This is a genomic window from Rhizobium tropici CIAT 899, assembly GCF_000330885.1.
Taxonomy (GTDB): Bacteria; Pseudomonadota; Alphaproteobacteria; order Rhizobiales; family Rhizobiaceae; genus Rhizobium; species Rhizobium tropici.
In genome coordinates this window covers 1,571,626-1,594,526 of the sequence record NC_020062.1, presented here as the reverse complement: position 1 = coordinate 1,594,526, position 22,901 = coordinate 1,571,626, and the positions used below count along the sequence as shown (strand labels likewise).

Annotated in this window: 23 protein-coding genes; 18 read left to right on the top strand and 5 right to left on the bottom strand. The window is 61.2% G+C overall.

The window, feature by feature from the left end; genetic code table 11:
• Nucleotides 1-13: 13 nt before the first annotated feature.
• Nucleotides 14-769 (top strand): IclR family transcriptional regulator, encoded by a 756-nt coding sequence (locus tag RTCIAT899_RS29390; RefSeq protein ID WP_015343483.1) that lies wholly within the window; start codon nt 14-16, stop codon nt 767-769.
• A gap of 3 nt (nt 770-772) precedes the next feature.
• Here the strand turns inward: RTCIAT899_RS29390 and RTCIAT899_RS29385 are convergent, their stop codons facing one another.
• Complete coding sequence (locus tag RTCIAT899_RS29385; protein WP_015343482.1) at nt 773-1,660, bottom strand: helix-turn-helix domain-containing protein; 888 nt, start codon at nt 1,658-1,660, stop codon at nt 773-775.
• Nucleotides 1,661-1,773: 113 nt separating this feature from the next.
• Here RTCIAT899_RS29385 and pobA point away from each other — a divergent pair, with 113 nt between their 5' ends.
• On the top strand, nt 1,774-2,946 hold the full coding sequence (pobA, locus tag RTCIAT899_RS29380) for a 4-hydroxybenzoate 3-monooxygenase (RefSeq protein ID WP_015343481.1): 1,173 nt from the start codon (nt 1,774-1,776) through the stop codon (nt 2,944-2,946).
• 9 nt (nt 2,947-2,955) lie between these two features.
• Here pobA and RTCIAT899_RS29375 read toward each other — a convergent pair whose 3' ends face one another.
• The gene (locus tag RTCIAT899_RS29375; RefSeq protein ID WP_015343480.1) at nt 2,956-4,032 is read right to left on the bottom strand and encodes an alpha/beta hydrolase family protein; all 1,077 of its coding nucleotides are present in this window, start codon (nt 4,030-4,032) and stop codon (nt 2,956-2,958) included.
• 90 nt (nt 4,033-4,122) lie between these two features.
• Here RTCIAT899_RS29375 and RTCIAT899_RS29370 point away from each other — a divergent pair, with 90 nt between their 5' ends.
• Nucleotides 4,123-4,842 carry a transcriptional regulator gene (locus RTCIAT899_RS29370; protein ID WP_015343479.1) on the top strand — a complete coding sequence of 240 codons (720 nt, stop codon included), beginning with the start codon at nt 4,123-4,125 and terminating at the stop codon, nt 4,840-4,842.
• Nucleotides 4,843-5,092: 250 nt separating this feature from the next.
• Here the strand turns inward: RTCIAT899_RS29370 and pcaQ are convergent, their stop codons facing one another.
• The gene (gene pcaQ / locus RTCIAT899_RS29365; RefSeq protein WP_015343478.1) at nt 5,093-6,019 is read right to left on the bottom strand and encodes a pca operon transcription factor PcaQ; all 927 of its coding nucleotides are present in this window, start codon (nt 6,017-6,019) and stop codon (nt 5,093-5,095) included.
• Nucleotides 6,020-6,113: 94 nt separating this feature from the next.
• On the opposite strand from pcaQ, the gene pcaD reads away from it, so the two are divergent.
• The 15 genes from pcaD to RTCIAT899_RS29290 all read left to right on the top strand — a co-directional run bounded on the left by pcaD (nt 6,114) and on the right by RTCIAT899_RS29290 (nt 21,048).
• Complete coding sequence (gene pcaD, locus RTCIAT899_RS29360) at nt 6,114-6,920, top strand: 3-oxoadipate enol-lactonase (RefSeq protein WP_015343477.1); 807 nt, start codon at nt 6,114-6,116, stop codon at nt 6,918-6,920.
• The gene (gene pcaC, locus RTCIAT899_RS29355) at nt 6,920-7,324 is read left to right on the top strand and encodes a 4-carboxymuconolactone decarboxylase (protein WP_015343476.1); all 405 of its coding nucleotides are present in this window, start codon (nt 6,920-6,922) and stop codon (nt 7,322-7,324) included. The genes pcaD and pcaC overlap by 1 nt, the downstream gene beginning before the upstream one ends.
• 12 nt (nt 7,325-7,336) lie before the next feature.
• On the top strand, nt 7,337-8,086 hold the full coding sequence (pcaH, locus tag RTCIAT899_RS29350; RefSeq protein WP_015343475.1) for a protocatechuate 3,4-dioxygenase subunit beta: 750 nt from the start codon (nt 7,337-7,339) through the stop codon (nt 8,084-8,086).
• Nucleotides 8,086-8,700, top strand: a complete 615-nt coding sequence (pcaG, locus tag RTCIAT899_RS29345; protein ID WP_015343474.1) for a protocatechuate 3,4-dioxygenase subunit alpha — start codon at nt 8,086-8,088, stop codon at nt 8,698-8,700. The genes pcaH and pcaG overlap by 1 nt, the downstream gene beginning before the upstream one ends.
• 3 nt (nt 8,701-8,703) lie before the next feature.
• Nucleotides 8,704-9,756 (top strand): 3-carboxy-cis,cis-muconate cycloisomerase, encoded by a 1,053-nt coding sequence (locus tag RTCIAT899_RS29340; protein ID WP_015343473.1) that lies wholly within the window; start codon nt 8,704-8,706, stop codon nt 9,754-9,756.
• A 144-nt stretch (nt 9,757-9,900) separates the two neighbouring features.
• Nucleotides 9,901-11,073 (top strand): ABC transporter substrate-binding protein, encoded by a 1,173-nt coding sequence (locus tag RTCIAT899_RS29335; RefSeq protein WP_015343472.1) that lies wholly within the window; start codon nt 9,901-9,903, stop codon nt 11,071-11,073.
• A 91-nt stretch (nt 11,074-11,164) separates the two neighbouring features.
• A complete protein-coding gene (locus tag RTCIAT899_RS29330) occupies nt 11,165-12,028 on the top strand; it encodes a branched-chain amino acid ABC transporter permease (RefSeq protein WP_015343471.1) in 864 nt (287 codons plus the stop codon).
• A gap of 1 nt (nt 12,029) precedes the next feature.
• Nucleotides 12,030-13,034, top strand: a complete 1,005-nt coding sequence (locus tag RTCIAT899_RS29325; RefSeq protein ID WP_015343470.1) for a branched-chain amino acid ABC transporter permease — start codon at nt 12,030-12,032, stop codon at nt 13,032-13,034.
• Nucleotides 13,031-13,795 (top strand): ABC transporter ATP-binding protein, encoded by a 765-nt coding sequence (locus RTCIAT899_RS29320; protein ID WP_015343469.1) that lies wholly within the window; start codon nt 13,031-13,033, stop codon nt 13,793-13,795. The genes RTCIAT899_RS29325 and RTCIAT899_RS29320 overlap by 4 nt, the downstream gene beginning before the upstream one ends.
• Nucleotides 13,776-14,492, top strand: coding sequence for an ABC transporter ATP-binding protein (locus tag RTCIAT899_RS29315; protein ID WP_015343468.1), 717 nt, complete (start codon nt 13,776-13,778; stop codon nt 14,490-14,492). The genes RTCIAT899_RS29320 and RTCIAT899_RS29315 overlap by 20 nt, the downstream gene beginning before the upstream one ends.
• Before the next feature lie 137 nt (nt 14,493-14,629).
• The gene (locus RTCIAT899_RS29310) at nt 14,630-15,022 is read left to right on the top strand and encodes a GFA family protein (RefSeq protein ID WP_015343467.1); all 393 of its coding nucleotides are present in this window, start codon (nt 14,630-14,632) and stop codon (nt 15,020-15,022) included.
• Between the two features lie 137 nt (nt 15,023-15,159).
• Nucleotides 15,160-18,786, top strand: coding sequence for a hydantoinase B/oxoprolinase family protein (locus RTCIAT899_RS29305; RefSeq protein ID WP_051043408.1), 3,627 nt, complete (start codon nt 15,160-15,162; stop codon nt 18,784-18,786).
• A gap of 84 nt (nt 18,787-18,870) precedes the next feature.
• Nucleotides 18,871-19,398, top strand: coding sequence for a winged helix DNA-binding protein (locus RTCIAT899_RS29300; protein ID WP_015343465.1), 528 nt, complete (start codon nt 18,871-18,873; stop codon nt 19,396-19,398).
• 302 nt (nt 19,399-19,700) lie between these two features.
• Complete coding sequence (locus tag RTCIAT899_RS29295; RefSeq protein WP_015343464.1) at nt 19,701-20,531, top strand: MBL fold metallo-hydrolase; 831 nt, start codon at nt 19,701-19,703, stop codon at nt 20,529-20,531.
• A gap of 79 nt (nt 20,532-20,610) precedes the next feature.
• Complete coding sequence (locus RTCIAT899_RS29290) at nt 20,611-21,048, top strand: VOC family protein (protein WP_015343463.1); 438 nt, start codon at nt 20,611-20,613, stop codon at nt 21,046-21,048.
• A 14-nt stretch (nt 21,049-21,062) separates the two neighbouring features.
• Here the strand turns inward: RTCIAT899_RS29290 and RTCIAT899_RS29285 are convergent, their stop codons facing one another.
• Both RTCIAT899_RS29285 and RTCIAT899_RS29280 read right to left on the bottom strand, forming a co-directional pair.
• Entirely contained in the window at nt 21,063-21,809 is a 747-nt protein-coding gene (locus RTCIAT899_RS29285; protein WP_015343462.1) for a polysaccharide deacetylase family protein, read from the bottom strand.
• Nucleotides 21,799-22,896: a glycosyltransferase family 4 protein gene (locus RTCIAT899_RS29280; RefSeq protein WP_015343461.1), complete on the bottom strand. Its 1,098-nt coding sequence runs from the start codon at nt 22,894-22,896 to the stop codon at nt 21,799-21,801. The genes RTCIAT899_RS29285 and RTCIAT899_RS29280 overlap by 11 nt, the downstream gene beginning before the upstream one ends.
• Nucleotides 22,897-22,901: the final 5 nt, after the last annotated feature.

The following is a 22,901-nucleotide window of genomic DNA, read 5'->3' as shown; positions in this document are numbered from 1 at the left end:
GGTCGGAGACGTTATGCGCGAAACGGATTTCGTCAGCGGCTTTGCCAAGGGATTGAAAGTCATCGAAGCCTTCGGCGAGACGCGGCAGCGTCTGACGATTGCCGAGGCATCGAAGCTGACCGGCCTCGATCGTGCCACGGTGCGTCGTTCGCTGCTGACGCTCTCCGAGCTCGGTTATGCCGTCTATGATGGCAAATTCTTCACGCTGACGCCGAAGATCCTCAGGCTCGGTCATGCCTATCTGGCCGCGACGCCGCTGCCGACCATCATCCAGCCGCATCTCGATCAGCTTGCCGAGCGCGCCGGGCAGAATGCGTCAGCCTCGGTGCTCGACGGTGCGGAGGTCGTCTATATCGCGCGCGCCTCGCAGCGTCGGGTGATGTCGATCAATCTGACGCCCGGCAGCCGCCTTCCGGCCTTCTGCGCTTCAATGGGCCGCGTCCTGCTTGCTGCTTTGCCGGAAAGCGAGGCGCGCTCCGTGCTTGGGCGAACCGACCTCAAGGCAAACACGCCGAACACCAAGACAGACCCGGAGGAGTTGATGGCGGAGTTCCGCCGGGTGAGGGAACAGGGCTATGCTGTCATCGACCAGGAACTGGAAATAGGTCTTTGCTCGATTGCCGTGCCTATCGAAAATGATCGCGGCCAGACCGTGGCGGCAATCAATATCGGTGCTCCGGCTGCATATGTCGCCGCCGCGGAGATGGCGGAGCGGTTTCTGCCGTTGCTGCAGGAGACGCAGAAGGCGCTGCGGCTGGTGCTGCCGTAACCATCACATTCCCAACCTCTCCCGCTCCTCGAGCCGCCAGACGCGAGGCGTCTGGCCGGTCTGCTTGACGAAGAAGCGGGAGAAATAGGCGGGATCGGAAAAGCCGAGACGATAGCTGATTTCCTGGACAGTGGCGAAGGTGAAGACCAGTTCGCGCTTGGCCTCATCCAGCAGCTTGCGTGTAATGAGTTCGTGCGCGCCATGCCCCGTCCGGCTGCGCACGATGCGACTGAGATGGGCCGGCGAGATGCCGAGATTTTCGGCATAGAAGGCGGCCGGCTTATGCGAGCGGAAGTGGCGCTGGATGAGATCTTGCAGCATCTCCATCCGCCGCTCGTTTTCATCGCTCGGGGTCGATCCTTCCTCGGCCTGTTGGGCGATCCGTGCCGTCAGCAGCAAGGCCGAGGTCAGATAGGCATCAAGGAGATCGTTGCGGCCGTTGCGATGGCTGGCAAATTCTTCGCCCAGGCGTTTTAGCGTCTTGGCGACATACGCCGCGTGTTCGTCTTGAGTGTCGAGCAAGGTCAGATGCGGCCCGGCAAGCCATGCGCCCAGCCGGCTGCGATTGCCGGGGGATGCCTTCAGATGCGAGATCAACACAGTGATGACGAAGCCATCTATATCTCGCGAAAACCGGAAGCCGTGATTGAGGTGTGGCGGCACGGTAATGACGGCGGGTGGCGTTATGGCATGGGGAATTCCGTCAAAGATGGCGTCGCCGGAACCGGCTTCGATGTACAAGATTTGAAAGAAGCTCTCGTGCCGGTGCGCACGGATTTCCCAGTGGTGAAGGCTGCTGCGGGAGGGAATCGTCTCGCAATGCAGCCAGAAATCCGGCTTTCGGCCGGTACTTTCGCCATAGAGCTCATAGGTCGGCACAGTCTTCGTCATGGCACTCCTCCCTAGCCATGTTCGATTTGTGCAATTTCATGACCGAAATGTCCATTGCGGACCCGCCTCGCGCTGAGGAGACTTGAAGCAAGATAGACGCATGGGAGGAGACGATGCGCGCTCAAGTCGCCATTATCGGTTCGGGGCCGTCGGGGCTGCTGCTCGGCCAGTTGCTGACGGAGGCCGGTATCGACAACGTCATTCTCGATCGTGTCGGCAAGGATTACATTCTCGGCCGCGTGCGCGCCGGCGTTCTTGAAGAAGGTACCGTCCGGTTGCTGGATCAGGCGAAGGCAAGCGAACGTTTGCATGCCGAGGGCTTGCCACATGATGGCTTCTCGCTCGCCTTCGACGGCCGCGATCATCGCATCGACCTTCATGGTCTCACCGGGGGCAAGCGGGTCGTCATTTATGGTCAGACGGAAATGACCCGGGATCTTATGGCTCGTCGCGAGGAAAGCGGCGCTCCGACCATCTACGACGCTGCCAACGTCCAGCCACACGGCTTCGATGGCGACGCGCCCTATCTGACCTATGAGAGGGACGGCGTTTCGCATCGCATCGATTGCGATTTCATCGCCGGCTGCGATGGCTTCCATGGCGTCAGCCGCAAATCGGTTCCGGAAAAGGCGGTCCGCAGCTTCGAAAAAGTCTATCCCTTCGGCTGGCTCGGCGTGCTGGCCGAAGTGACGCCGGTCAATCACGAGCTTATCTATGCCAATCATCCGCGCGGTTTCGCGCTATGCTCGATGCGGTCGATGACGCGCAGCCGTTATTACATTCAGTGTCCGCTCGACGAGAAGGTCGAGGGCTGGAGCGACGACCGCTTCTGGGACGAGCTGCGGCGGCGGCTGCCCGCCCACCATGCGGAGGCTCTGGTCACGGCGCCATCCTTCGAAAAATCGATCGCGCCGCTGCGCTCCTTCGTGGCCGAACCTATGCGTTTGGGCCGTCTCTTCCTCGTCGGCGATGCCGCCCATATCGTGCCGCCGACCGGTGCCAAAGGGCTCAATCTGGCGGCGAGCGACGTGCATTACCTGTTTTCGGCTCTAGCCGAACATTATCAGGACCGCTCGAATGCCGGGCTGGATGTCTATTCCGCCCACGCGCTCGCCCGCGTCTGGAAGGCGGTGCGCTTCTCCTGGTGGATGACGACGATGATGCATCGCTTTCCCGACACAAATGATTTCGACCAGAAGATCCAGGAAGCCGAGCTCGACTATCTCACGCATTCGCGCGCTGCATCGACCGCGCTTGCAGAGAACTATGTCGGCCTGCCGTTTTAGGCAAAAGAATTAGGGCGATACGCCACGCTTGATCCCATTCGGTGCAAGCGTGAGCGTTCGATCGAAGAATGCCGGGATTTCTTCGCCAAGCTGCTTCAGAAATTCCGTGCGATCGAAGCCGGGCGGGTTGTCGCTGATGTCGCCATCCAATGTCTGTATCGGAACGCTGGCGGTGTTCATGAAGGCGAAATGCCCGGCATTGGGGATGACTCGATAGGCAGCTCCGGGAATGTTCTGCCCGATCCATGCAGCGTGAAAGCGTGGCGGCAGCCAGCGGTCCTTTTCCGCGGCATAGATCAGGGCCGGCACGGTGATGGCCTTCAGGGACTGCTCCGTGAACATGACGCCGACGGGTGCCATGGCGACGATCGCGCGGATACGCGGATCTACGGTCGATTCGAGCACAAGTGGCGCCTGCATTTGGCGAATGTCCCGGATCATGCCGCAAGTAATCGGGTCCTCCGAGGCCTCCTTCGCGCAATGCGTGCCGATCCGGGATAGATCGACCCGGCCGCCCGCCAAGGCAGCCACGGTGTAGCCGCCGGCCGAATGCCCGGCGGCGCCGATCCGGGGACCGTTGGCATCCGTCGCAATGCGGTCCTTCCATTCGGGGTCCGCAAGCAGAGCGTCGATCAGGCGCGAGAGCTGGCGGGGCCGCTCCGTGAAGTAGGCGCCCAGCGGCTTTTGCCACAGCGAGCCGTCTTGGTAATTGTCGCCCGGGTGACGCAACGCCGCCACCAAATAGCCATCCCGCGCGAGGGCCTCGGCCAAGCTGCTTTGGCCGAATTCCGAACCGCCGGTCCCGTGGCTGATCACGATGAGGCCTTTGGTCTTTGCCTCCGGAGCGGCCATTAGGGTCGCGCGGACCGTGAATGATCCCACCACGGTCGAGCGCATAGGCGCCTGTGTCGGGTAGTACAGAGCGACCGGGATCTTCTCGGGGTTCGTGATGGACGGCGGGACCTCGTAGGGTCGCCAGCCTGCCTCGGCTGCTCTCGCTGCGCCGAAGAGCAGGCCCACCATTATCGGTGTGCTGCAGAACAGCAAGGCGGCCGAGCGGCGCCACTTGTAAATCGCGAATGGCATTGATGCACCTCCTATGAGCCGCTATCCTGTTAGGTAGGGGCGGCCGAGCAGGTCGAGCCCGATTTCGCGAACGGTGGGGTTTATTCGCCAGTGACCATTCCCGGCATCTTCTCGGCGACTGCGCCTCTTCGGTGGCGCCGTCCCGTTGTCCTCTTGCTCCCGCTGGTCGTCGCGACGGTGTTCGCTGTAACGGGTGCGTTCGGCACCTATGTCAGCATGACGCTTACGCTTCGCCTGTTGCATTTCGTCGGGGTCGCCATTGCCATCTGTGCGATCGTCTTTGCGCTCTGCGAAATCGTTCGGCGATTTTGGTTCGGCGGCGCATTGCCGTTTTGGGTGATGCTCGCGATTGGTGTCATCACGGCTCCGGCTGGCGGCTTGATCGTTCTCGAAGCCTTGGGTTTATCGGCGCCTCGGGCGCTTTCGCACGTCACCTATCCCGAGCTGACCACCCAGGTGCTTCTGTCCAACCTCGTTATCGGAAGCCTCGGCTGGAACTTGCTCCGGCAATCCCGCACACAGAGCGCCGCATGCGAGGCGCAGCATCCGCCGCGTTCGAATTCTGATCAAGCGTTGCGCGCGAAGCTTCCGCTCGGAATGCGCAGCGCCGCCATCCTTGCCCTGAGCGCCGAGGACCATTACGTCAGGGTATGGACCGACCGTGGCGACGCCTTGATCCTGATAAATCTGGTGGCCGCGATTGCGGCGCTCGGCGAGAAGGCTGGCGTGCCATCGCTCGCATTGGGTGTCGCGCCGGCTCGCCGAAAAGGCGTCGATGGGAAGCTGCCGGCGCGGCATCCGCGTCAATGACGCTACGGTGCTGCCGATCAGCCGTTCGGGCCGAAAGCTGTTGAACGAGGTCTGGATGGGCTAATCGAGTCCGGCTGGAGTTGCGGCAACGGTGCAGTCAATCCACGTTAGATGCGTCGCGCCGATTATCAGCCGAATGTACTTCATCCGCGTCTGCATCAGCCAAGATAAATCGCTCAAGACGACTCCTGTTCGCCGTCATGGAATCAATCCCGCACTGATCATGCGGGAAATTTAATAGGTCGTGAGCCTAGAGCTTTTTGGCAATCTCGCCTGCCGCTTCCCGGATCGTCTGCATCAGGATCGACAGGGGCAGTGTGGGGATGGCGTCGGTGCGCATGGTCAAGCCGACCGGTCCTTTCGTCTCGCTGGTGTCGATCGGCAGCAGCGCCAGCAGCCCGTCATCGACATCGCCGGCAACGACGCCGGCCGAGATGATCCAAATGGCATCGCTCGATCGCACGAAGGCGCGGCCGAAGGAGTCGGAGACGGTTTCGATCTGGTTGGGCAACCCGCCGGCGCCGTTGGCGATCAGGAAGCTCTCTACGAAGGGGCGGATGATCGAGCCGCGCGTCGGCATCAGGATCGTGTATCGGTTGAGATCGGAAAACAGCGACTGCTTGCCCGACAGCAGCGGATGGCCGGCCCTGACGGCGAAGACCACCTGTTCGGAATAGAGGTGCTCGAAGGAAAAGCCGGTCATCTTGTCGGGGCTCGCCAATCGCCCGACGACGAGATCGAGATCACCGACGCGCAACTGCTCCAGCAGTACCGCGTTCTCGCCGGTAACGATCTTGATGCGGCTCCAGGTCTCCTCTTTCAGAAACAGGTCCATCGCCCGCGGCATGATCCGTGTCGAAACCGTCGGCAGCGCGCCGACGCGGATCGGCGGCGCCTCGCCGGAGCGCTCCTGCGAGACGGAATCGAGACCCTGGCGAAGTGCTGTGAGTGCTGCTCCGGCATGGCGGAGAAAGACTTCGCCGTAGCGGGAGATGCGGATGCCGCGCCCGTCGCGTTCGAAAACGGCGACCCCAAGCGCTTCTTCCAGTTCGCGGATGGTTTTCGTCACCGCCGGCTGGCTGATATTCAACAGGCCAGCCGCCTTGATCACGCTTTTCTGGCGCGCAACCTCGACAAAGGTCTGCAGATGGCGGAACTTGATGCGTGCGTCGAGCATGCTCACTCATAACCGGAGAGTTATCGTAGAGCAAAGAAATATCATTTTACCTAACCAGATTATACATCCAATCTCACCTCCTAGGAGATTTCCAGTGCAGTTTGCTCGTATCAACGACGTCACGATCCATTATCAGATCATCGGCGGCCCCGCCGACAAGCCGGTTCTTGTCTTTGCCAATTCGCTCGGAACCGATTTCCGGATCTGGCGCGATGTGATCGTGCGGCTCGCCGGCGATCTCGCTATCGTGCTCTATGACAAGCGCGGCCATGGCCTCTCCGATCTTGGCCAGATGCCCTATTCCATCGAGGATCATGCGACCGACCTTGCCGGCCTGCTCGATTTCCTTTCGGTCAAGAATGCCATTGTCTGCGGCCTGTCGGTCGGTGGGCTGATTGCGCAGTCGCTCTATCAGCGGCGTCCGGATCTGGTGCGGGCGTTGATCCTCTGCGATACCGCTGCGAAGATCGGTATGGCCGACAGCTGGAATGCCCGCATTGCGCAGGTCGAGGCTGAGGGTATCGAATCCATCGTCGATTCCATCATGGAGCGCTGGTTCACGCCCGCCTTCCGCCGTCCGGAAAACATCGCCTATGCCGGCTATTGCAATATGCTGATCCGCCAGCCGGTCGCAGGTTACGTCGCCACTTGTGCTGCCCTTCGCGATGCCGATTTGACTGAAGCCGCGGCCAAGATCGCCGTGCCCACCATCTGCATCGTCGGCGATCAGGATGGCTCCACCCCGCCGGAGCTGGTGCTGTCGACCGCGAAGCTCATTCCGAATGCGCGCTATGAAGTGATCAAGGACGCCGGCCATATTCCCTGCGTCGAACAACCCGAGGCCTTGACCGAAGTCATCCGTGCCTTCGTCGAGGTCGTCCTGCGTGGAGAACAAGCCTGATGAATGACCCCACCGCGCCGTCCGAGCGCTATCTGCAGGGCATGGCGACACGCCGCGCCGTGCTCGGCGACAGCCATGTCGATCGCGCCCAGCAGGGGTCGACCGAGTTCGATCAGCCTTTTCAGGAGCTGATCACCGAAGCGGCCTGGGGGCATGTCTGGTCGCGCCCGACGCTGAGCCTGCGTGAACGGTCCATCGTGACGATTGCCCTGCTCGCGGCGCTCGGTCAGGATGATGAAGTGGCCATGCATGTGCGCGCCACGCGCAATACCGGCGCAACGCGCGAGGACATCTGCGAGGCGCTTCTGCATGTGGCGATCTATGCCGGCGTACCGGCCGCCAACCACGCGATCAAGATCGCCAAGCAGGTTTTCGAACAGATGGACGCCGAACAGGCGGCATGAAGCGAGGCAGACATGTCCGATAGAAGCAACAGCAAGCCCGAGACGGGCGCCTTTTTCGCGAGAGACCGCGCCTGGCATCCGCCGGCATTTTCGCCCGGCTACAAGACCTCCGTGCTGCGCTCGCCGAAGCGCGCGCTGCTCTCGCTCGACGGCACGATCTCGGAGATCACCGGACCGGTCTTCGGTCATTCCATATTGAACGAGCTCGATAACGACCTGATCCATAATTTTGCCAAACCGGGCGAGAGCGCCATCGGCGAGCGGATCATCGTCCATGGCCGCGTGCTCGACGAACGCGGCCGGCCGGTGCCGGGTGTTCTGCTCGAGTTCTGGCAGGCCAATGCCGGCGGTCGCTATCGGCACAAGAAGGAAACCTATCTCGCCGCCATCGATCCGAATTTCGGTGGGTGCGGCCGCGCCATCACCGATGATGAGGGGCGCTACGCCTTCCGTACGATCCGTCCCGGCGCCTATCCCTGGCCGAACGGCGTCAATGACTGGCGCCCCGCGCATATTCATTTTTCCGTCTTCGGCCATGGGTTTGCGCAGCGGCTGATCACGCAGATGTATTTCGAGGGCGACCCGATGATCTGGAAATGTCCGATCGTCGGCACGATCCCTGACAAACAGGCGATCGAGCAGCTGATTGCACCTCTCGACTGGGGCAATACGATCCCGATGGATGCCCGCGCCTATAAATTCGATATCGTGCTGCGCGGTCGCCGGTCGACCCTGTTCGAAAACCGGCTGGAGGGCAATTGATGGTACAGGAACTCGGTTACCTCAAGGAAACGCCGTCGCAGACGGCAGGGCCTTACGTCCATATCGGCCTGACGCCGCATTACAGCGAGGTTAGCGGCGTCTACGAGAGCGACCTCGGCTCCGTCATGGTCAACGACAAGACGCTCGGCGAGCATATCACCGTGACGGGCAGGGTTCTCGATGGCGCGGGAGCACCGGTCAAGGATGCCGTCCTCGAAATCTGGCAGGCCGACAGCGCCGGGCTCTATAACAGCCCGTCGGAGCTGCGCGGCACGGCCGATCCGAATTTTACCGGCTGGGGCCGCTGCCCGACCAATTCGACCGACGGCGTTTTCCGTTTCGGGACGATCAAGCCCGGCCGCGTTCCCTTCAAAGACGGCCGCAGACAAGCGCCGCACATTACTGTCTGGATCGTGGCGCGGGGCATCAATATCGGCCTGCACACGCGCATGTATTTCCCGGAAGAGACCGAAGCCAACACCGAGGATCCCTTGCTTGCGCGTATCGAACACAGGGATCGCCTCGCAACGCTGATTGCCGCGAAGGAAGGCTCCGTCTACACCTTCGACATCCATTTGCAGGGCGACAAAGAAACGGTTTTCCTCGATATATAGGCCATGAGCGTTTCTCCCTTCGATCATCCCTTTCTGTCGGGCCTTCTCGGTGACGAGGAGATTGCGGCCTATTTCTCGGCCAAGGCCGATATCCGCGTCATGCTCTCTTTCGAAGCAGCGCTTGCCGAGGTCGAGGCGCAGCATGGGCTGATCCCACAGGATGCGGCTGCGCATATCGCTGAGGTCTGCACCGGCTTCGAGCCCGATCTGCAGAGCCTGAAGACGGCAACGGCATCGGATGGCGTGGTCGTGCCGGATCTTGTTCGGCAGCTGCGCAAGGCGGTCGGAGAGGATGCAGGCAAACATGTCCACTTCGGCGCTACCAGTCAGGATGTCATCGATACCAGCCTAATGCTGCGGCTGAAGGCAGCGGTCTTTATCCTGAGCAGTCGCCTCTTTGCCGTATCCTCCGCGCTCGCCAAGCTGGATGAGCGTTTCGGATCGAACAGGCTCATGGGCCGTACCAGAATGCAGGCCGCGATCGCGATCACCGTGTCCGATCGGCTGCGGGCGTGGCAGCATCCGCTCGATCAATATCGCGACCGGCTGACGCAGGAGAGTTTTCCGCTGCAGTTCGGCGGCGCGGCCGGCACGTTGGAGAAATTCGGGCCGAAGGCGGCCGAAATCAGGAGTTCGCTGGCGCAGGCGCTTGGCCTGACGGACGAGCCGCAATGGCAAAGCCAAAGAGGGCGCATTGCTGAGCTTGCCGGGCTCTTATCGATGATCTCAGGCAGCCTCGGCAAGATCGGCCAGGATGTTGCACTTCTGGCGCAGGTGGGCGACGAGATAGAGCTTGCCGGCGGCGGCGGCTCCTCGGCCATGCCGCACAAGCAAAACCCGGTCGCGGCTGAAACGCTGGTCATGCTTGCGCGGTTCAATGCCGTGCAGCTTTCGGGCATTCACCAATCGCTCGTACACGAGCAGGAGCGCTCGGGGGCTGCCTGGACGTTGGAATGGCTGCTGCTGCCGCCCATGGTGGTGGCAACAGCCGCATCGCTGCGCCACGCGTTGCAAGTGGTCGGTTCGGTCAAGCGCTTGGGAACGACAGTCCAGTAAGATATTTGTCCTTATTCATAACTGGATTGATATGGAAGCAAGGTTTTATTTCATTTTACATCACCATTTCCCGTGAGAAATTGGCGGTGATCGAAATTTGAACGATCAAGGGCGGCATAAGAAACGGCTGCCGGGAGGAGAAAAATGAAACGGTTTGTCTTGGCCGCCATCGCGGCCGTTGCTCTTGGCGGCGCTGCCTATGCCGATACCATCAAGGTCGGTGTCATAGGTCCGTTTTCAGGCCCGTTCGCGCTGCAGGGCAAGAATTTCAAGGCGGGCATCGACGCCTATATGGCGGTCAACGGCAAGAAGGTCGGCAATGACGAGATCGAGGTGATCTACCGCGACGTGCCGCAGGCCGATCCCGCCCAGTCGAAGGCGCTGGCCCAGGAACTGGTCGTCAAGGAGCATGTCCAATATCTCGCCGGCTTCTACTTCACGCCGGACGCGATGGCCGTGACGCCGATCCTGAAGCAGGCCAATGTGCCGATGGTGATCTTCAATGCCGCGACCTCGGCAATCGTCACCAAGAGCCCGTTCGTGGTCCGCACCTCCTTCACCACCTGGCAGACTTCGACGCCGATCGCCAAGGTCGCCTATGATGCCGGCGTCAAGAAGGTCATCTCCGTCGTCAGCGATTATGGTCCCGGCGCCGATGCCGAAAATGCCTTCAAGGCCGGCTTCGAGAAGCAGGGCGGCGAAGTGGTGCAGGCGATCCGCATGCCGCTCTCGACCAATGATTTCAGCCCGATCATGCAGCGCATCAAGGATTCCGGCGCGCAGGGTGTCTTCGCCTTCCTGCCCTCCGGCCCGACGACGCTCGGCTTCGTCAAGGCATACAACGAAAACGGCCTGAAGTCCGCCGGCATCAAGCTATTTGCACCCGGCGACCTGACGCAGGAATCCGATCTGCCGGCGCTTGGCGATGCGGCGCTCGGCATGCAGACGACCTTCCACTATGCGGTGTCGCATGACTCGCCCGAAAACAAGGCTTTCGTCGCAGCCGCCGGCAAGGCGATCGGCAATCCTGCCGAACTGACCTTCCCGGCCGTCGGCGCTTTCGACGGCATGCATGTCATCTACAAGATGATCGAGGCGACCGGCGGCAAGCAGGATGCGCAGAAGGCCGTCGATGCCGTGAAGAGCCTGTCCTGGGTCAGCCCGCGCGGGCCTGTTACCATCGATCCGGAAAGCCGGCATATCACCCAGAACATCTATCTGCGCGAAGTCGCCAAGGGCGATGACGGCAAGTACTACAACAAGGAAATCCAGGCCTTCGAGAAGCAGGGCGATCCCGGCCTTGCTGTCGCGAAGTAAGCGCTCCTGAGTTTCAAACGCCTGAGCGGAAGTTTTCGTTCAGGCGTTTGATGGCAGGAGCCGCGCTACAACAACCGGATCAGCGATATCAATGCAAACCGTGCTCAGCATAGCAGTCGATGCCCTCGCTTACGGCATGGTGCTGTTCGTCATCTCCATCGGCCTCTCGGTCACGATGGGGCTGATGCGTGTCGTCAATCTGGCCCATGGCGCCTTTGCCATGATCGGTGGCTATATCGCTTCCTATGCGGCGCGCGATCTGGGGCTTGGCTATGGAGCGGCGGTATTGCTGGCGGTGGTGGGCACCGTCATCATCTCCATCCCGATCGAGCGGCTGCTTTACCGCCGTATCTATGGCGCGCCGGAGTTGACGCAGGTGTTGATGACGATCGGCATCACCTTTTGCATCATCGGTATCGCCAACTACGTCTTCGGCCCGACCTTGAAGACCGTTCCCCTGCCGGGCAGCCTGCAAGGCTCCGTCGATCTCGGCTTCCGCACCATCGGCACGCATCGTATCTTCGCGATCGTCTGCGGCCTCATCGTCGCCCTGGCCCTTTGGTACACGATCGAGAAGACCTCCTTCGGCGTGAAGCTCAGAGCTTCCGTCGATAACGCCGCGATGGCGGCCGCTCTCGGCGTCAGGACGGAAGTGGTCTATGCGGTCAGCTTCGCGATTGCCGTCGGGCTGGCCGCCTTCGGGGGCGTCGTGGGTGCGGAGCTTCTGCCGGTCGAGCCCTATTATGCTCTGCGCTACATGGTGACCTTCCTCGTCGTCGTTTCCGTCGGTGGCGCCGGCTCGATCTCGGGTGCGCTGCTCGCCTGCCTCATCCTTGGCTGCATCGACACGACTGGCCGTTACCTCATGCCGGAATATGGGGAATTCTTCTTCTATCTGGCCGTCATCGCCATCGTCTGCGTCTTCCCGCGCGGCTTTGCAGGGAGAATGAAGTAACATGGCTTTGACCCTTGAAAGAGAGGCCGCGCCGACCGTGACCAGACATCGTACATTCGGGCAGGACCTGGTCGCGGTAGTGATCATCATCGTCGTGGCTGCCGCCGGCTACCTGCTGTTTCCGGACAACCTCGCTCTCCTGACCCGCCTGATTGCGATTGCGCTTCTCGTGCTATCGCTCGATCTCGTCACTGGCTATTGCGGCGTGGCGACCCTTGGTCATGCGGCGCTATTTGGCGCAGGAGCTTATGCCGCTGGCATCGCATCCGCCCATTACGGTATCAACGATCCGCTGCTGATGACGCTTGCCGGCATTGTCGGCGGCGCTATCGCCGGCCTGATCTGCGGCGTCGTCATCTTGAGGGCGCACGGGCTGCCGCAACTCGTGCTGTCGATCGCGCTGGTCTATCTTTTCCACGAATTCGCCAACAAGGCATCGAGCTGGACAGGCGGCAGCGATGGATTGTCGGGCATTTCAGCCGATCCGCTGTTCGGTGTTTTCGAATTCGATCTTTATGGGCATACGGCCTACTTCTATGGCGTGGCGCTGCTGCTGATCGTGCTTGTGCTTTTGCGCTTTCTCGTCCGTTCTCCCTTCGGCATGCTCTGCCGCGGTATCCGCCAGGATCCCTTGCGCATCCGCGCCATGGGAGCCTCGCCGAAAGTGGCTCTCATCAAGATGTATATGATTTCCGGCGCCGTTGCCGGCATCGGCGGCGCCTTGACCGCGATCTCGACGCAGGTCGTCGGTCTCGACAGTCTCTCCTTCACGCAATCGGCCGAGGCGCTTGTCATGCTTGTACTCGGCGGTACAGGTTCTCTGTTCGGCGCTCTTGTCGGCACGCTGATCTTCATGCTCTTCGAGGATTACGTCTCCGCCGCCAATCCCTTCCATTGGCTGACGATCGTCGGCGCGCTTCTCATCCTCGTGGTTCTTTTCGCGCCCAAAGGCATCTACGGCACCGCCGCCGCCTATGTCGTCCGTCGCAGGGAAGCGCGGGTATGAGCGCGATTTTCGAGGTCAGCAATCTGAAAAAAGCTTTCGGCGGCCTGACGGTGACCAACAATGTCAGCCTGTCGATGGCGCCCGGAGATCGCGTCGCCCTGATCGGCCCGAACGGTGCCGGCAAGACCAGCTTCGTCAACCTCGTCACAGGCAATCTGCCTGTGGATTCCGGCGAGGTCCGCATCGGCGGGCAGAACGTCAACAGGATCGATGCCATCGGCCGGGTCCGTCGCGGTCTGGTGCGGTCTTTCCAGGTGACGCGGCTGTTTCAGGACATGACGCCGGCCGAGCATGTCGGCATGGCCGTGCTGCAGCGGACGGGTCGCTCCAGTCGCATGTTCGGCAATTTCCTCGCCATGCGCGATGTCATGGCCGAAACGGAGGAGCTGCTCGGCACGCTCGGCCTCGCGGCGCTTGCGCATCGCAAGGTCAGCGAGATCGCCTATGGCCAGCAGCGATTGTTGGAAATTGCTGTCGCCATGGCCCTGAAGCCGAAAGTGCTGCTGCTCGACGAGCCTGCCGCCGGCGTGCCGCAGAGCGATACCGGCCGCATCGAGCAGGCACTGGCCGATCTGCCGGCAGATCTCGCCGTGCTGATGATCGAGCATGACATGGACCTCGTCTTCCGCTTCGCCAAGCGCGTGGTGGTGCTGGCCGCCGGCACGATCATCTTCGATGGTTCGCCGAAAGACGTGACGCAGAATGCGCGGGTGCGCGAAGCCTATCTCGGGAGCTACGCCAATGCCGGCCACGCCGCTTGAAGTGGAAAATCTGTCGGCCGGCTACGGGCCGACGCGGGTGCTGGAAGGGGTTTCCTTTTCCGTCCCGGCCGGCGGCCGGCTTGCCGTGCTCGGCCGCAACGGCATGGGCAAGAGCACGCTGCTTGCCACGCTCGCCGGGCAGACTCGGCGCTATGATGGCCGCATTCGGCTGGGTTCGGCCGACATCGCCAGCCTGCCGAGCGCCCGCCGCGCCCATCAGGGCCTCGGCTACGTGCCGCAGACGCGCGACGTTTTTCCGACGCTGACGGTGGAGGAAAATCTCTCCGTTGGGCTCAAGGGCCGGCCGAAGACCGCCCTGCAGGAAGCCTATGATATGTTCCCGCGCCTGAAGGAACGTCGCAAAAATTTAGGCAGCCAGCTTTCCGGCGGCGAGCAGCAGATGCTGTCGACGGCCCGCACCATCCTCGGCCGCCCCTCCGTCCTGCTGCTAGATGAGCCGCTGGAGGGGCTGGCGCCCGTCATCTGCGAGGAGCTGATGGCGGCCTTCGCCAAGCTTGCTAAGTCGGGCGACATGACGATCCTACTCGTCGAGCAGCGCATCCAGAGCGCGCTCGATTTTGCCAGCGATGTTATCATTCTGGAGCGCGGTCGGCTTGCCTGGAAGGGGACGCCCGAGGCGCTAGCTGCGGATCATGGTGCGGTCGAGCGTCTGCTCGGCGTCGGTGGATTGCATTAGCGCATCCAGTCCCGGCAATGCTCCAATGGAGCATTGCCTTATAATGAAACCCAATGCTTCCACCAGCGGCCCGCCGTTGCGGCGACTGTTCCGTTTGTCGTAAACTTTCCGCCTGCTTGTTTTTGAGGAGGTGCAAGATGGACCGATTTACCGGCGGCTGCTTATGCGGCAAGGTGCGGATTGTCGCGTCGGGGCGTCCCTATCGGGTCGGCATTTGTCATTGTCTCGACTGCCGCAAGCATCACGGTGCGCTTTTTCACGCTTCCGCGATTTTTCCCGAGAATGCGGTGACGATCGAAGGCGAAACACGCGACTACGACGGCCGGTTTTTCTGCCCTCACTGCGGCTCGTCCGTTTTCTCGCGAAGTGCGGACGAAATCGAAGTGAACCTCGGGTCTCTCGATGCCCCTGATCAACTAAGGCCCACCTACGAACTCTGGACCGTCCGCCGCGAATCCTGGCTGCCGCCGTTTCCGCTCGCGAGACGATACGGCGGAGATCGCGAGGGAACCAGCCGCTTCGAGGATTAGGTCGGGCTCGTCGCAAGCGTTGCGATGACAAAAACTGTCCGCGACCGCCGGTATCGGCGATTCATGTTGACGACAAAACGTTGACGATTTATCGATATATTATCATCGTTGTTGGCATCATTCTGCTGGAGGCGGGTTTGTCGGAGAATATTTCGGGTCGTTGGGATTTCTGGATCGATCGCGGCGGCACCTTTACCGACGTCGTCGGGCGCGATCCGTCTGGCACTCTCCACGCCCGCAAGGTTCTCTCGGAAAATCCCGAGGCCTATCGTGATGCGGCCGTTCACGGCATCCGCCTGCATCTCGGTCTCGGCAAGGGCGAGCCGGTTCCTGAAGGCGCGATCGGCGAGGTCCGCATGGGCACGACGGTCGCCACCAATGCGCTGCTCGAGCGCAAGGGCGAGCGCCTTGCGCTTGTCACGACGAAAGGTTTCCGGGACGCGCTGCGCATTGGCTACCAGGAACGCAAGAAGATCTTCGCGACTGAGATCGTCAAGCCGGAAGCGCTATACGATGATGTCGTCGAGATCGAGGAGAGGGTGCTTGCCGACGGCACGGTCGAATTGGCTCTGGATGAAAAGGCTGCAGAAGCTGCCCTGGGCGACCTTCTTGCTAGGGGTTATCGCTCCGTCGCCATTGTTTTCATGCATGCCTATAAATTTCCGGCGCATGAGGCCGCCGTTGCCCGGATCGCACGATCGATCGGCTTCGAACAAGTCTCGGTAAGCCATGAGGTCTCACCGCTGATCAAGCTCGTCGGCCGCGGCGATACGGCTGTCATCGACGCCTATTTGTCGCCGGTGCTCGGTCGCTATATCCGCCAGGTCTGCGATGAGCTCGATGTCGAGCGCACCGGCGCGCGCGTCATGTTCATGATGTCGTCGGGCGGGTTGACGGCGGCCGATATGTTTCAGGGCAAGGATGCAATCCTCTCCGGCCCGGCCGGCGGCGTAGTCGGTCTTGCGAAGACCGGCGAGCAGGCGGGCTTTGCTAATGTCATCGGCTTCGACATGGGCGGCACCTCGACGGATGTGGCGCATTTCGATGGTGAATATGAGCGCGCATTCGAGACGGAAGTGGCGGGCGTGCGCGTGCGTGCGCCGATGATGCTCATCCATACCGTTGCGGCCGGCGGTGGCTCGATCCTGCATTTCGATGGCGATCGCTTCCGCGTCGGTCCGGATTCCGCAGGCGCCTTTCCAGGCCCGGCTTGCTACCGCAACGGCGGCCCGCTGGCCGTCACCGACGCCAACGTCATGGCCGGCAAGCTTCTGCCGGAATTCTTCCCCTCGATCTTCGGGCCCAACCAGGATCAGCCGCTTGATGTCGAGACGGTGCGTGCCAAGTTCGCAGCGCTCGCAGCCGAGATCGGCGATGGTCGCAGCCCGGAAGATGTCGCCGACGGCTTCATCCGTATCGCGGTTGCCAATATGGTCGAGGCGATCAAGAAGATCTCGGTACAGCGCGGCTATGACGTGACGCGTTATGCGCTGAATTGCTTTGGCGGCGCCGGTGGCCAGCATGCCTGCCTGGTTGCCGATGCGCTTGGGATGAAGAGCATCCTTCTGCATCCGATGTCCGGCCTTCTATCAGCCTATGGCATGGGGCTTGCCGATATCCGCGCAACGCGCCAGAAGGCGCTCGGCGTTTCCCTTGATGATGCCGCACCATCAGCCATTGCGGTGCTTGGCAGCGAATTGCGCGGCGAATGCGTGCCTGAGCTGGAAGCGCAGGGCGTCGAAACTACTGAGATCAAGACGGTCCAGCGCGCGCATATCCGCTATGCCGGCACCGATACGTTGTTGGCCGTCGAAACGACCTTCCCCGACATCGATGATCCCGCGCGGCTGCGCAGCCAATTCGAGACCCTGCACAAGCGCCGCTTCGGCTTCGTTGCCGAAGACAAGCCGCTGGTCGTGGAAGCCGTGGAGATCGAAACGATCGGGGGCGCGGCTGCCGACATCGCGATCGAGCTCGACGCTACAGCCGAAGGCGAAGCTGGGGTCGCAAGGCGCACCGCCTTCTACTCGAATGGCGAAAGCCACGATGCGGCCGTCGTGGTGCGCCAGGCGATCAAGCCCGGCCAGACCGTGACCGGTCCGGCCATCATCATCGAACCGAACCAGACGATCGTCATCGAGGACGGCTGGCAGGCACAGCTGACCGCCAGGGATCATATCGTTCTCAAGCGCATCAAGGCGCTGCCGGAGCGCAATGCCATCGGCACCAAGGCCGATCCCGTCATGCTGGAGATATTCAACAATCTCTTCATGTCAATCGCCGAGCAGATGGGCATGACGCTGCAGAACACGGCCTATTCCGTCAATATCAAGGAACGGCTGGATTTCTCCTGTGCCGTCTTCGATGCGGAAGGCAATCTGGTTGCCAACGCGCCGCATATGCCGGTCCATCTGGGCTCCATGGACGCATCCGTCGCAACCGCGATCCGCGAGAACGCCGTCATTCATCCGGGCGACGTCTTCCTGATCAATGCGCCCTATAATGGCGGCACGCATCTGCCTGACCTGACGGTTTGCACCCCTGTCTTCGACGATGCGGGTGAGAAGATCCGTTTCTGGGTCGCGAGCCGCGGCCATCATGCCGATATCGGCGGCATCTCGCCGGGATCGATGTCGCCGCTCGCCACGCATATCGAGGAGGAGGGCGTCTATATCGACAATTTCAAACTGCTCGATCGCGGCCGGTTCTGTGAGGCAGAACTTACCAAGCTGCTGACAGGTGCGCGCTATCCGGTGCGGACACTCGCGCAGAACATCAACGATCTCAAGGCCCAGGTCGCCGCCAACGAAAAGGGCGTCGCCGAGCTGAAGAAGATGATCGTGCACTTCGGCGAAGATGTCGTCGATGCCTATATGGGGCATGTTCAGGACAATGCGGCGGAAAGCGTGCGCCGTGTCCTCGACCGTCTGTCGGATGGCGAGTTCAGCTATGAGATGGATCAGGGCTGCAAGATCGTCGTCAAGATTTCGATCGACAAGGACAAGCGCGAGGCAACGGTCGATTTCAGCGGCACCTCGGCGCAGCGCCCTGATAATTTCAACGCGCCGCAGCCGGTGACGCGCGCCGCCGTACTCTATGTTTTCCGTGTTCTCGTCGAGGCCGATATTCCGATGAATGCGGGGTGCCTGAGGCCAATCCGCATCATCATCCCCGAAGGCACGATGCTGACGCCGGAGTATCCGGCCGCCGTCGTTGCCGGCAATGTCGAGGTCAGCCAGGCCGTGACCAACTGCCTGTTCGGCGCCGTCGAGGCGCTTGCCGCAGCCCAAGGCACGATGAACAATCTGACCTTCGGCAACGACGTCTATCAGTACTACGAGACGATTTGCTCGGGGGCGCCGGCGGGGCCAGGTTTCAACGGCGCCGATGCCGTCCATACGCATATGACGAATTCGCGCCTGACGGATCCCGAAATCCTCGAGACGCGCTTCCCGGTCGTGCTGGAGGATTTCCACATTCGCCCGAATTCAGGCGGCCGTGGCAAGTGGAATGCCGGCAGCGGCACGCAGCGCACCATCCGCACGCGCGAAAAGCTGGAATTCGCGATTCTGTCCGGACATCGGCGTGTGGCGCCCTTCGGCGTCAAGGGCGGCGAGGCAGGACAGACCGGCCGCAATTACGTGCGTCGCAACGATGGCACGATCGAAGAGTTGATCGGCTCGGCGCACACCGTGCTTGAGGCGGGCGAAGCCTTCACGGTCGTCACCCCTACGGGCGGCGGTTATGGAAAGCGGGACGAATAGACATGTGATGCCCGGGCCGAGCGGCAATCGCCCGCTCGGCCTGTCGATCTGCAGGGCCTTGATCCGGTTCGAAGGAGTTTTCAGGTGACGTCCGAGGAAAAGAGTAAGCGACGCGAATTGATCGTATCGTCGGCCCATCTGGCCGGCGGCAGCTCTCCGGCCTTGTCGGAGCTGGAATACGGATCGATCCTCTTTTCGCATGCCTTCAATCGTTGGCTGGTGCGCTGCATGGCGGCGGCCGGCGTGCCTGGCCTTTCGCCGATCGAAATCCTGATCATTCATTCGGTGCGGCATCGCGACCGGCCGAAAACGCTCGCCGATCTCTGCCTCGTCCTCGACATCGAGGACACGCATGTCGCCAACTACGCCATCAAGAAGCTCGAGGCGGCAGGCCTTGTCAAAAGTGGTAAGGCCGGCAAGGAAAAGACCATCCGGGTCACCGACAAGGGCGTGGACGCGCTGAAGCGCTATACCGAAATTCGCGAGCGGCTGCTTGTCGAGGCGACGAAGGTATCGGGTCTCTCGCAAGATGACCTCTCCGATATCGCCTCGCATCTCAGGGCATTGTCCGGCTACTACGAACAGGCCGCACGGTCGGCCGCGACGCTGTAAAATAAAGGCGCGCAAGTTTCTCCCAAATCTTCTTGGCTCTGCCCAAGATTCGCTTTTCATTGAGCGCTAATATAATTTGGGCCGCCGGCGTCACACGCAAATTCCCGCCTCTTATCTATTTTGCCATTTCATACCTATATTAGATCTGTGCGATCCGTTGGCGGCAATCCGTTCAACGATCTGTGTCGGTCGACCGATGAGATCCAGTTTTTACCACTGCACGACTTTTAGAAATTGCTGGCTTCGCACGATAGCAAAAGTGTGCTTTTTTTGACCGAAAGGGGAATGGTGTAAAAACTTCCATGAACAACGATAGTTTTGAGCTGAAATTTTGGGGCGTGCGGGGAAGCATCCCTGTATCGGGACCGGAATTTGAGCGGTACGGCGGTAATACGTCGTGTATAGAGTTACGGCATGATGGCAGGCATATCTTATTCGACGCCGGAACGGGTTTGCGCGAAGCGGCCGGCTCGCTTGCCAAGGAGGGGGTCCGCGATATCGATCTCTTCTTCACTCACTCCCACTACGACCACATCATCGGGCTGCCTTTCTTCAACGCGATCTACGATCCGCGCGTGAGCGTCGATCTCTGGTCGGGCCATCTGGCCGGCAAGACGACGACGCGGCAGTTGATCGGTCAGTTCATGCGGCCGCCATGGTTTCCTGTTGAACCCGACATCTGTCGTGCCACGATGAATTTCCGCGATTTCGCCGCCGGCGATACGTTGAAGCCGCATCCGGGCATCGTCATCCATACGACGAGGCTGAACCATCCCGGTGGCTGTATCGGCTATCGCATAGAATGGGCGGGCCGGGTGATTGCCATGGTCTATGACACCGAGCACGTGGCAGGCAAACTCGATGAGGCGGCGCTTGAGCTGATGGCGGATGCAGATCTTGCCATCTACGATGCGACCTATCTCGAAGCGGAGATGCAGAAATATCTCGGTTTTGGCCATTCTACATGGCAGGAGGGCATCAAGCTCGCCAAGAAGGCCGGCGCCAAGCGGCTTGCCATGTTCCATCATGCGCCTGGCCGAACTGACCGCGAACTGGATGACATGCAGCGCGATGCGCAGAAGAGCTTCCCCGAAGCGTTCTTCGCCTTTGACGGACAATCGCTGCAGCTCTGAGGTACGTATGGCCGCAAGCGTCCGTCGTTAGACCGAGCTACACCCCGTAGACTGGAACGGCTTCCGGGAGGTTGGAGACATGGCTGTCAAGCGAATGGACAATGTCGGAATCGTCGTCGAAGACCTGGCAGGCGCGATCGATTTCTTTCGCGAACTTGGCCTTGAGCTCGAAGGGCAGGCGACGATTGAGGGGGAGTGGGCCGGACGTATCACGGGGCTGGGCGATCAGCACGTCGAGATTGCCATGATGCGCACGCCGGATGGGCACAGCCGGCTCGAGCTTTCCCGCTTTCTCGCGCCGGCTGTCGTCGCGGATCACCGGAACGATCCGGTCAACGCTTTGGGCTATCTCCGGGTCATGTTTGCCGTGGACGACATCGACGAGACGCTTGAAAGGCTCCGCAAGCGCGGTGCGCAGCTCGTCGGCGAAGTCGTCCAGTATGGCAACGCATATCGCCTCTGCTATATCCGCGGGCCTGAAGGGCTCCTCATCGGGCTCGCCCAAGAACTCAGCTGAGTGCAATGCGACGGCTAGTGTATGAAATGGGTGACCGGCCGCCATTCAATGGCGGCATGGTCGGCCGTTTCCTCGAACAGTGTCTCCACGAAATCCCAGGCGAGATCGTCATGGACGAGATGGTGCGTCATCACCCCGATCGGTTCGTCGTGACCGTCGAAACGGATCCGGAGCTCTTCAACGAGACGTCCGATCACTTCGGTATGCGGTAGACCGCCACGCACCCCGTGCCATCTCATGATATCGATATGCGTGTTGATCAAGCCGATCGGGGCCTGCTTTGCCAATCCGAAAACGGAGACGGCGCGATAGCCGAAGGGGGCGAGATGCGGCAGCAGCGCATCGTCGATCCTGTTCCACGGCGGCACCAGCAGCGGTACGAACTGCTTGCCATAAAGAGCTTCGAGCTTATCGAAACCGCGGTGCAACTCGTCCAGCACGACCGCCTGCGGCCGGTGCAGGCCGAGTTCCTGCTTCTTGGTGTCGTCAGGCGTATAGTTCTGGTGGGTCCAGCCATGCACGGTGGCGGTGACGCGGCTTTCGCCCGCCAGCCGTTCGGCGAGTGCCTTGCCCGTCGGTTGCGGAATGATCGCAAGCGCGATCGGCACGTTGAAACGATTGGCAAGCGATAGAAGCCGGTCGAGGGCAGGAGTCGGCTCGATGGCGTCGTCGTCGCGGAACCATAGCTTCGCCTTTCGCCCGGCCGCGTTCCATCGCTGCAGCTCGTCGCGCAGGGGCTGCCAATCGGCTCTATCGCTCATAATAGGTGTCTCCCAGATATTTTCGAAGAATGGTTTCCAACCGCGTCGACGCGGCGGTCAACGAACGCTCCTGATGCACGAAGTCATAGGCTGCGTTTGCCATGGCCCGATGCCGGCTCGCGTCGATCAAAAGCTCGGCGATAGCCCCGGCATAGGCCTCTATATCGCCTTCCTGTGTTAGAAGTCCTGTCATGCCCGCCATCACCACCTCAGGCACACCGGCCGTTGCCTGCGCGACGACGGGCAGGCCCGTTGCCTGCGCCTCGAGATAGGCGAGGCCATAGGCTTCGTTGCAGCCTGGCCAGACGTAGAGACCGGCGGTTGCCAGCTCTTTCGCGATCTCTGCGGTAGAGCGCTCTCCGCGCCAGATGATGCGGTCTTCGCTAAATGCGGAGAACAGCGACCTGACCTCGGCCCGCATCGGCCCATCGCCGATGACGGTCAGGGTCCAATCCTGATCACGGATGAGATCGAGCGCACTTGCCAGCATGGCGTAGCTGTCGAACTTGTCGCCCCTGCGCAACATCGCCACCGTAATCAGCCGTCGCGGATCGGCGAAGGAGCGGGCAAAGGGCACAGCATCGATGAAGGGCGGGAAGCGCTCGTAACAGCCCTCGGGAATTGCATCGAGCAAACCCATCCGGTCGCGCTCGGTGAAGCACAGATTGACGGCGGCAAGCCTTACCGCATCGGCAATAAGGCGCTGGTTCTCGTGCCAGCCGGTCTCGTCATGACGGCGGGAGTAGGAAGCCTCGGCCGTGACATAGGGGATATTAAGCCTCCTGGCGACGAACGGGCCGATGAGATCGGGTGTCTTGTAATAGGGATGATAGGTGAACCACAGATCGGGCGCCGCCGTATCCCGCCACTGCTCCAGCAATCGTTCTCCCTCACTTTTCGCCTGCCGGGCGATTTCCATGCGTGGGCCGGCTTCCGGAGTGGGCGTGAAACTGCGCAATTCGGAAGCGACTTCGACCTGATGTCCCGTCATCTTCAATGCTGCGATGATCTGGCGCGCCATCAGCCGGTCGCCGGATGGGACCGTATGGGTAGGCGACTTCAGGGGAGCGTAAAAGGCGATTTTCATGATGT

Excerpts from the sequence above, each read along its gene's own strand:
- RTCIAT899_RS29335 (WP_015343472.1), top strand. The coding sequence starts at position 9,901 with ATGAAACGGTTTGTCTTGGCCGCCATCGCGGCCGTTGCTCTTGGCGGC.
- RTCIAT899_RS29295 (WP_015343464.1), top strand. The coding sequence starts at position 19,701 with ATGAACAACGATAGTTTTGAGCTGAAATTTTGGGGCGTGCGGGGAAGC.
- RTCIAT899_RS29285 (WP_015343462.1), bottom strand. The coding sequence starts at position 21,809 with ATGAGCGATAGAGCCGATTGGCAGCCCCTGCGCGACGAGCTGCAGCGA.
- pcaC (WP_015343476.1), top strand. The coding sequence starts at position 6,920 with ATGAATGACCCCACCGCGCCGTCCGAGCGCTATCTGCAGGGCATGGCG.
- pcaG (WP_015343474.1), top strand. The coding sequence starts at position 8,086 with ATGGTACAGGAACTCGGTTACCTCAAGGAAACGCCGTCGCAGACGGCA.
- RTCIAT899_RS29325 (WP_015343470.1), top strand. The coding sequence starts at position 12,030 with ATGGCTTTGACCCTTGAAAGAGAGGCCGCGCCGACCGTGACCAGACAT.
- RTCIAT899_RS29310 (WP_015343467.1), top strand. The coding sequence starts at position 14,630 with ATGGACCGATTTACCGGCGGCTGCTTATGCGGCAAGGTGCGGATTGTC.
- RTCIAT899_RS29385 (WP_015343482.1), bottom strand. The coding sequence starts at position 1,660 with ATGACGAAGACTGTGCCGACCTATGAGCTCTATGGCGAAAGTACCGGC.
- RTCIAT899_RS29280 (WP_015343461.1), bottom strand. The coding sequence starts at position 22,896 with ATGAAAATCGCCTTTTACGCTCCCCTGAAGTCGCCTACCCATACGGTC.
- RTCIAT899_RS29375 (WP_015343480.1), bottom strand. The coding sequence starts at position 4,032 with ATGCCATTCGCGATTTACAAGTGGCGCCGCTCGGCCGCCTTGCTGTTC.
- RTCIAT899_RS29320 (WP_015343469.1), top strand. The coding sequence starts at position 13,031 with ATGAGCGCGATTTTCGAGGTCAGCAATCTGAAAAAAGCTTTCGGCGGC.
- RTCIAT899_RS29330 (WP_015343471.1), top strand. The coding sequence starts at position 11,165 with ATGCAAACCGTGCTCAGCATAGCAGTCGATGCCCTCGCTTACGGCATG.
- pcaH (WP_015343475.1), top strand. The coding sequence starts at position 7,337 with ATGTCCGATAGAAGCAACAGCAAGCCCGAGACGGGCGCCTTTTTCGCG.
- RTCIAT899_RS29290 (WP_015343463.1), top strand. The coding sequence starts at position 20,611 with ATGGCTGTCAAGCGAATGGACAATGTCGGAATCGTCGTCGAAGACCTG.
- RTCIAT899_RS29390 (WP_015343483.1), top strand. The coding sequence starts at position 14 with ATGCGCGAAACGGATTTCGTCAGCGGCTTTGCCAAGGGATTGAAAGTC.
- RTCIAT899_RS29340 (WP_015343473.1), top strand. The coding sequence starts at position 8,704 with ATGAGCGTTTCTCCCTTCGATCATCCCTTTCTGTCGGGCCTTCTCGGT.
- pobA (WP_015343481.1), top strand. The coding sequence starts at position 1,774 with ATGCGCGCTCAAGTCGCCATTATCGGTTCGGGGCCGTCGGGGCTGCTG.
- RTCIAT899_RS29315 (WP_015343468.1), top strand. The coding sequence starts at position 13,776 with ATGCCGGCCACGCCGCTTGAAGTGGAAAATCTGTCGGCCGGCTACGGG.
- pcaQ (WP_015343478.1), bottom strand. The coding sequence starts at position 6,019 with ATGCTCGACGCACGCATCAAGTTCCGCCATCTGCAGACCTTTGTCGAG.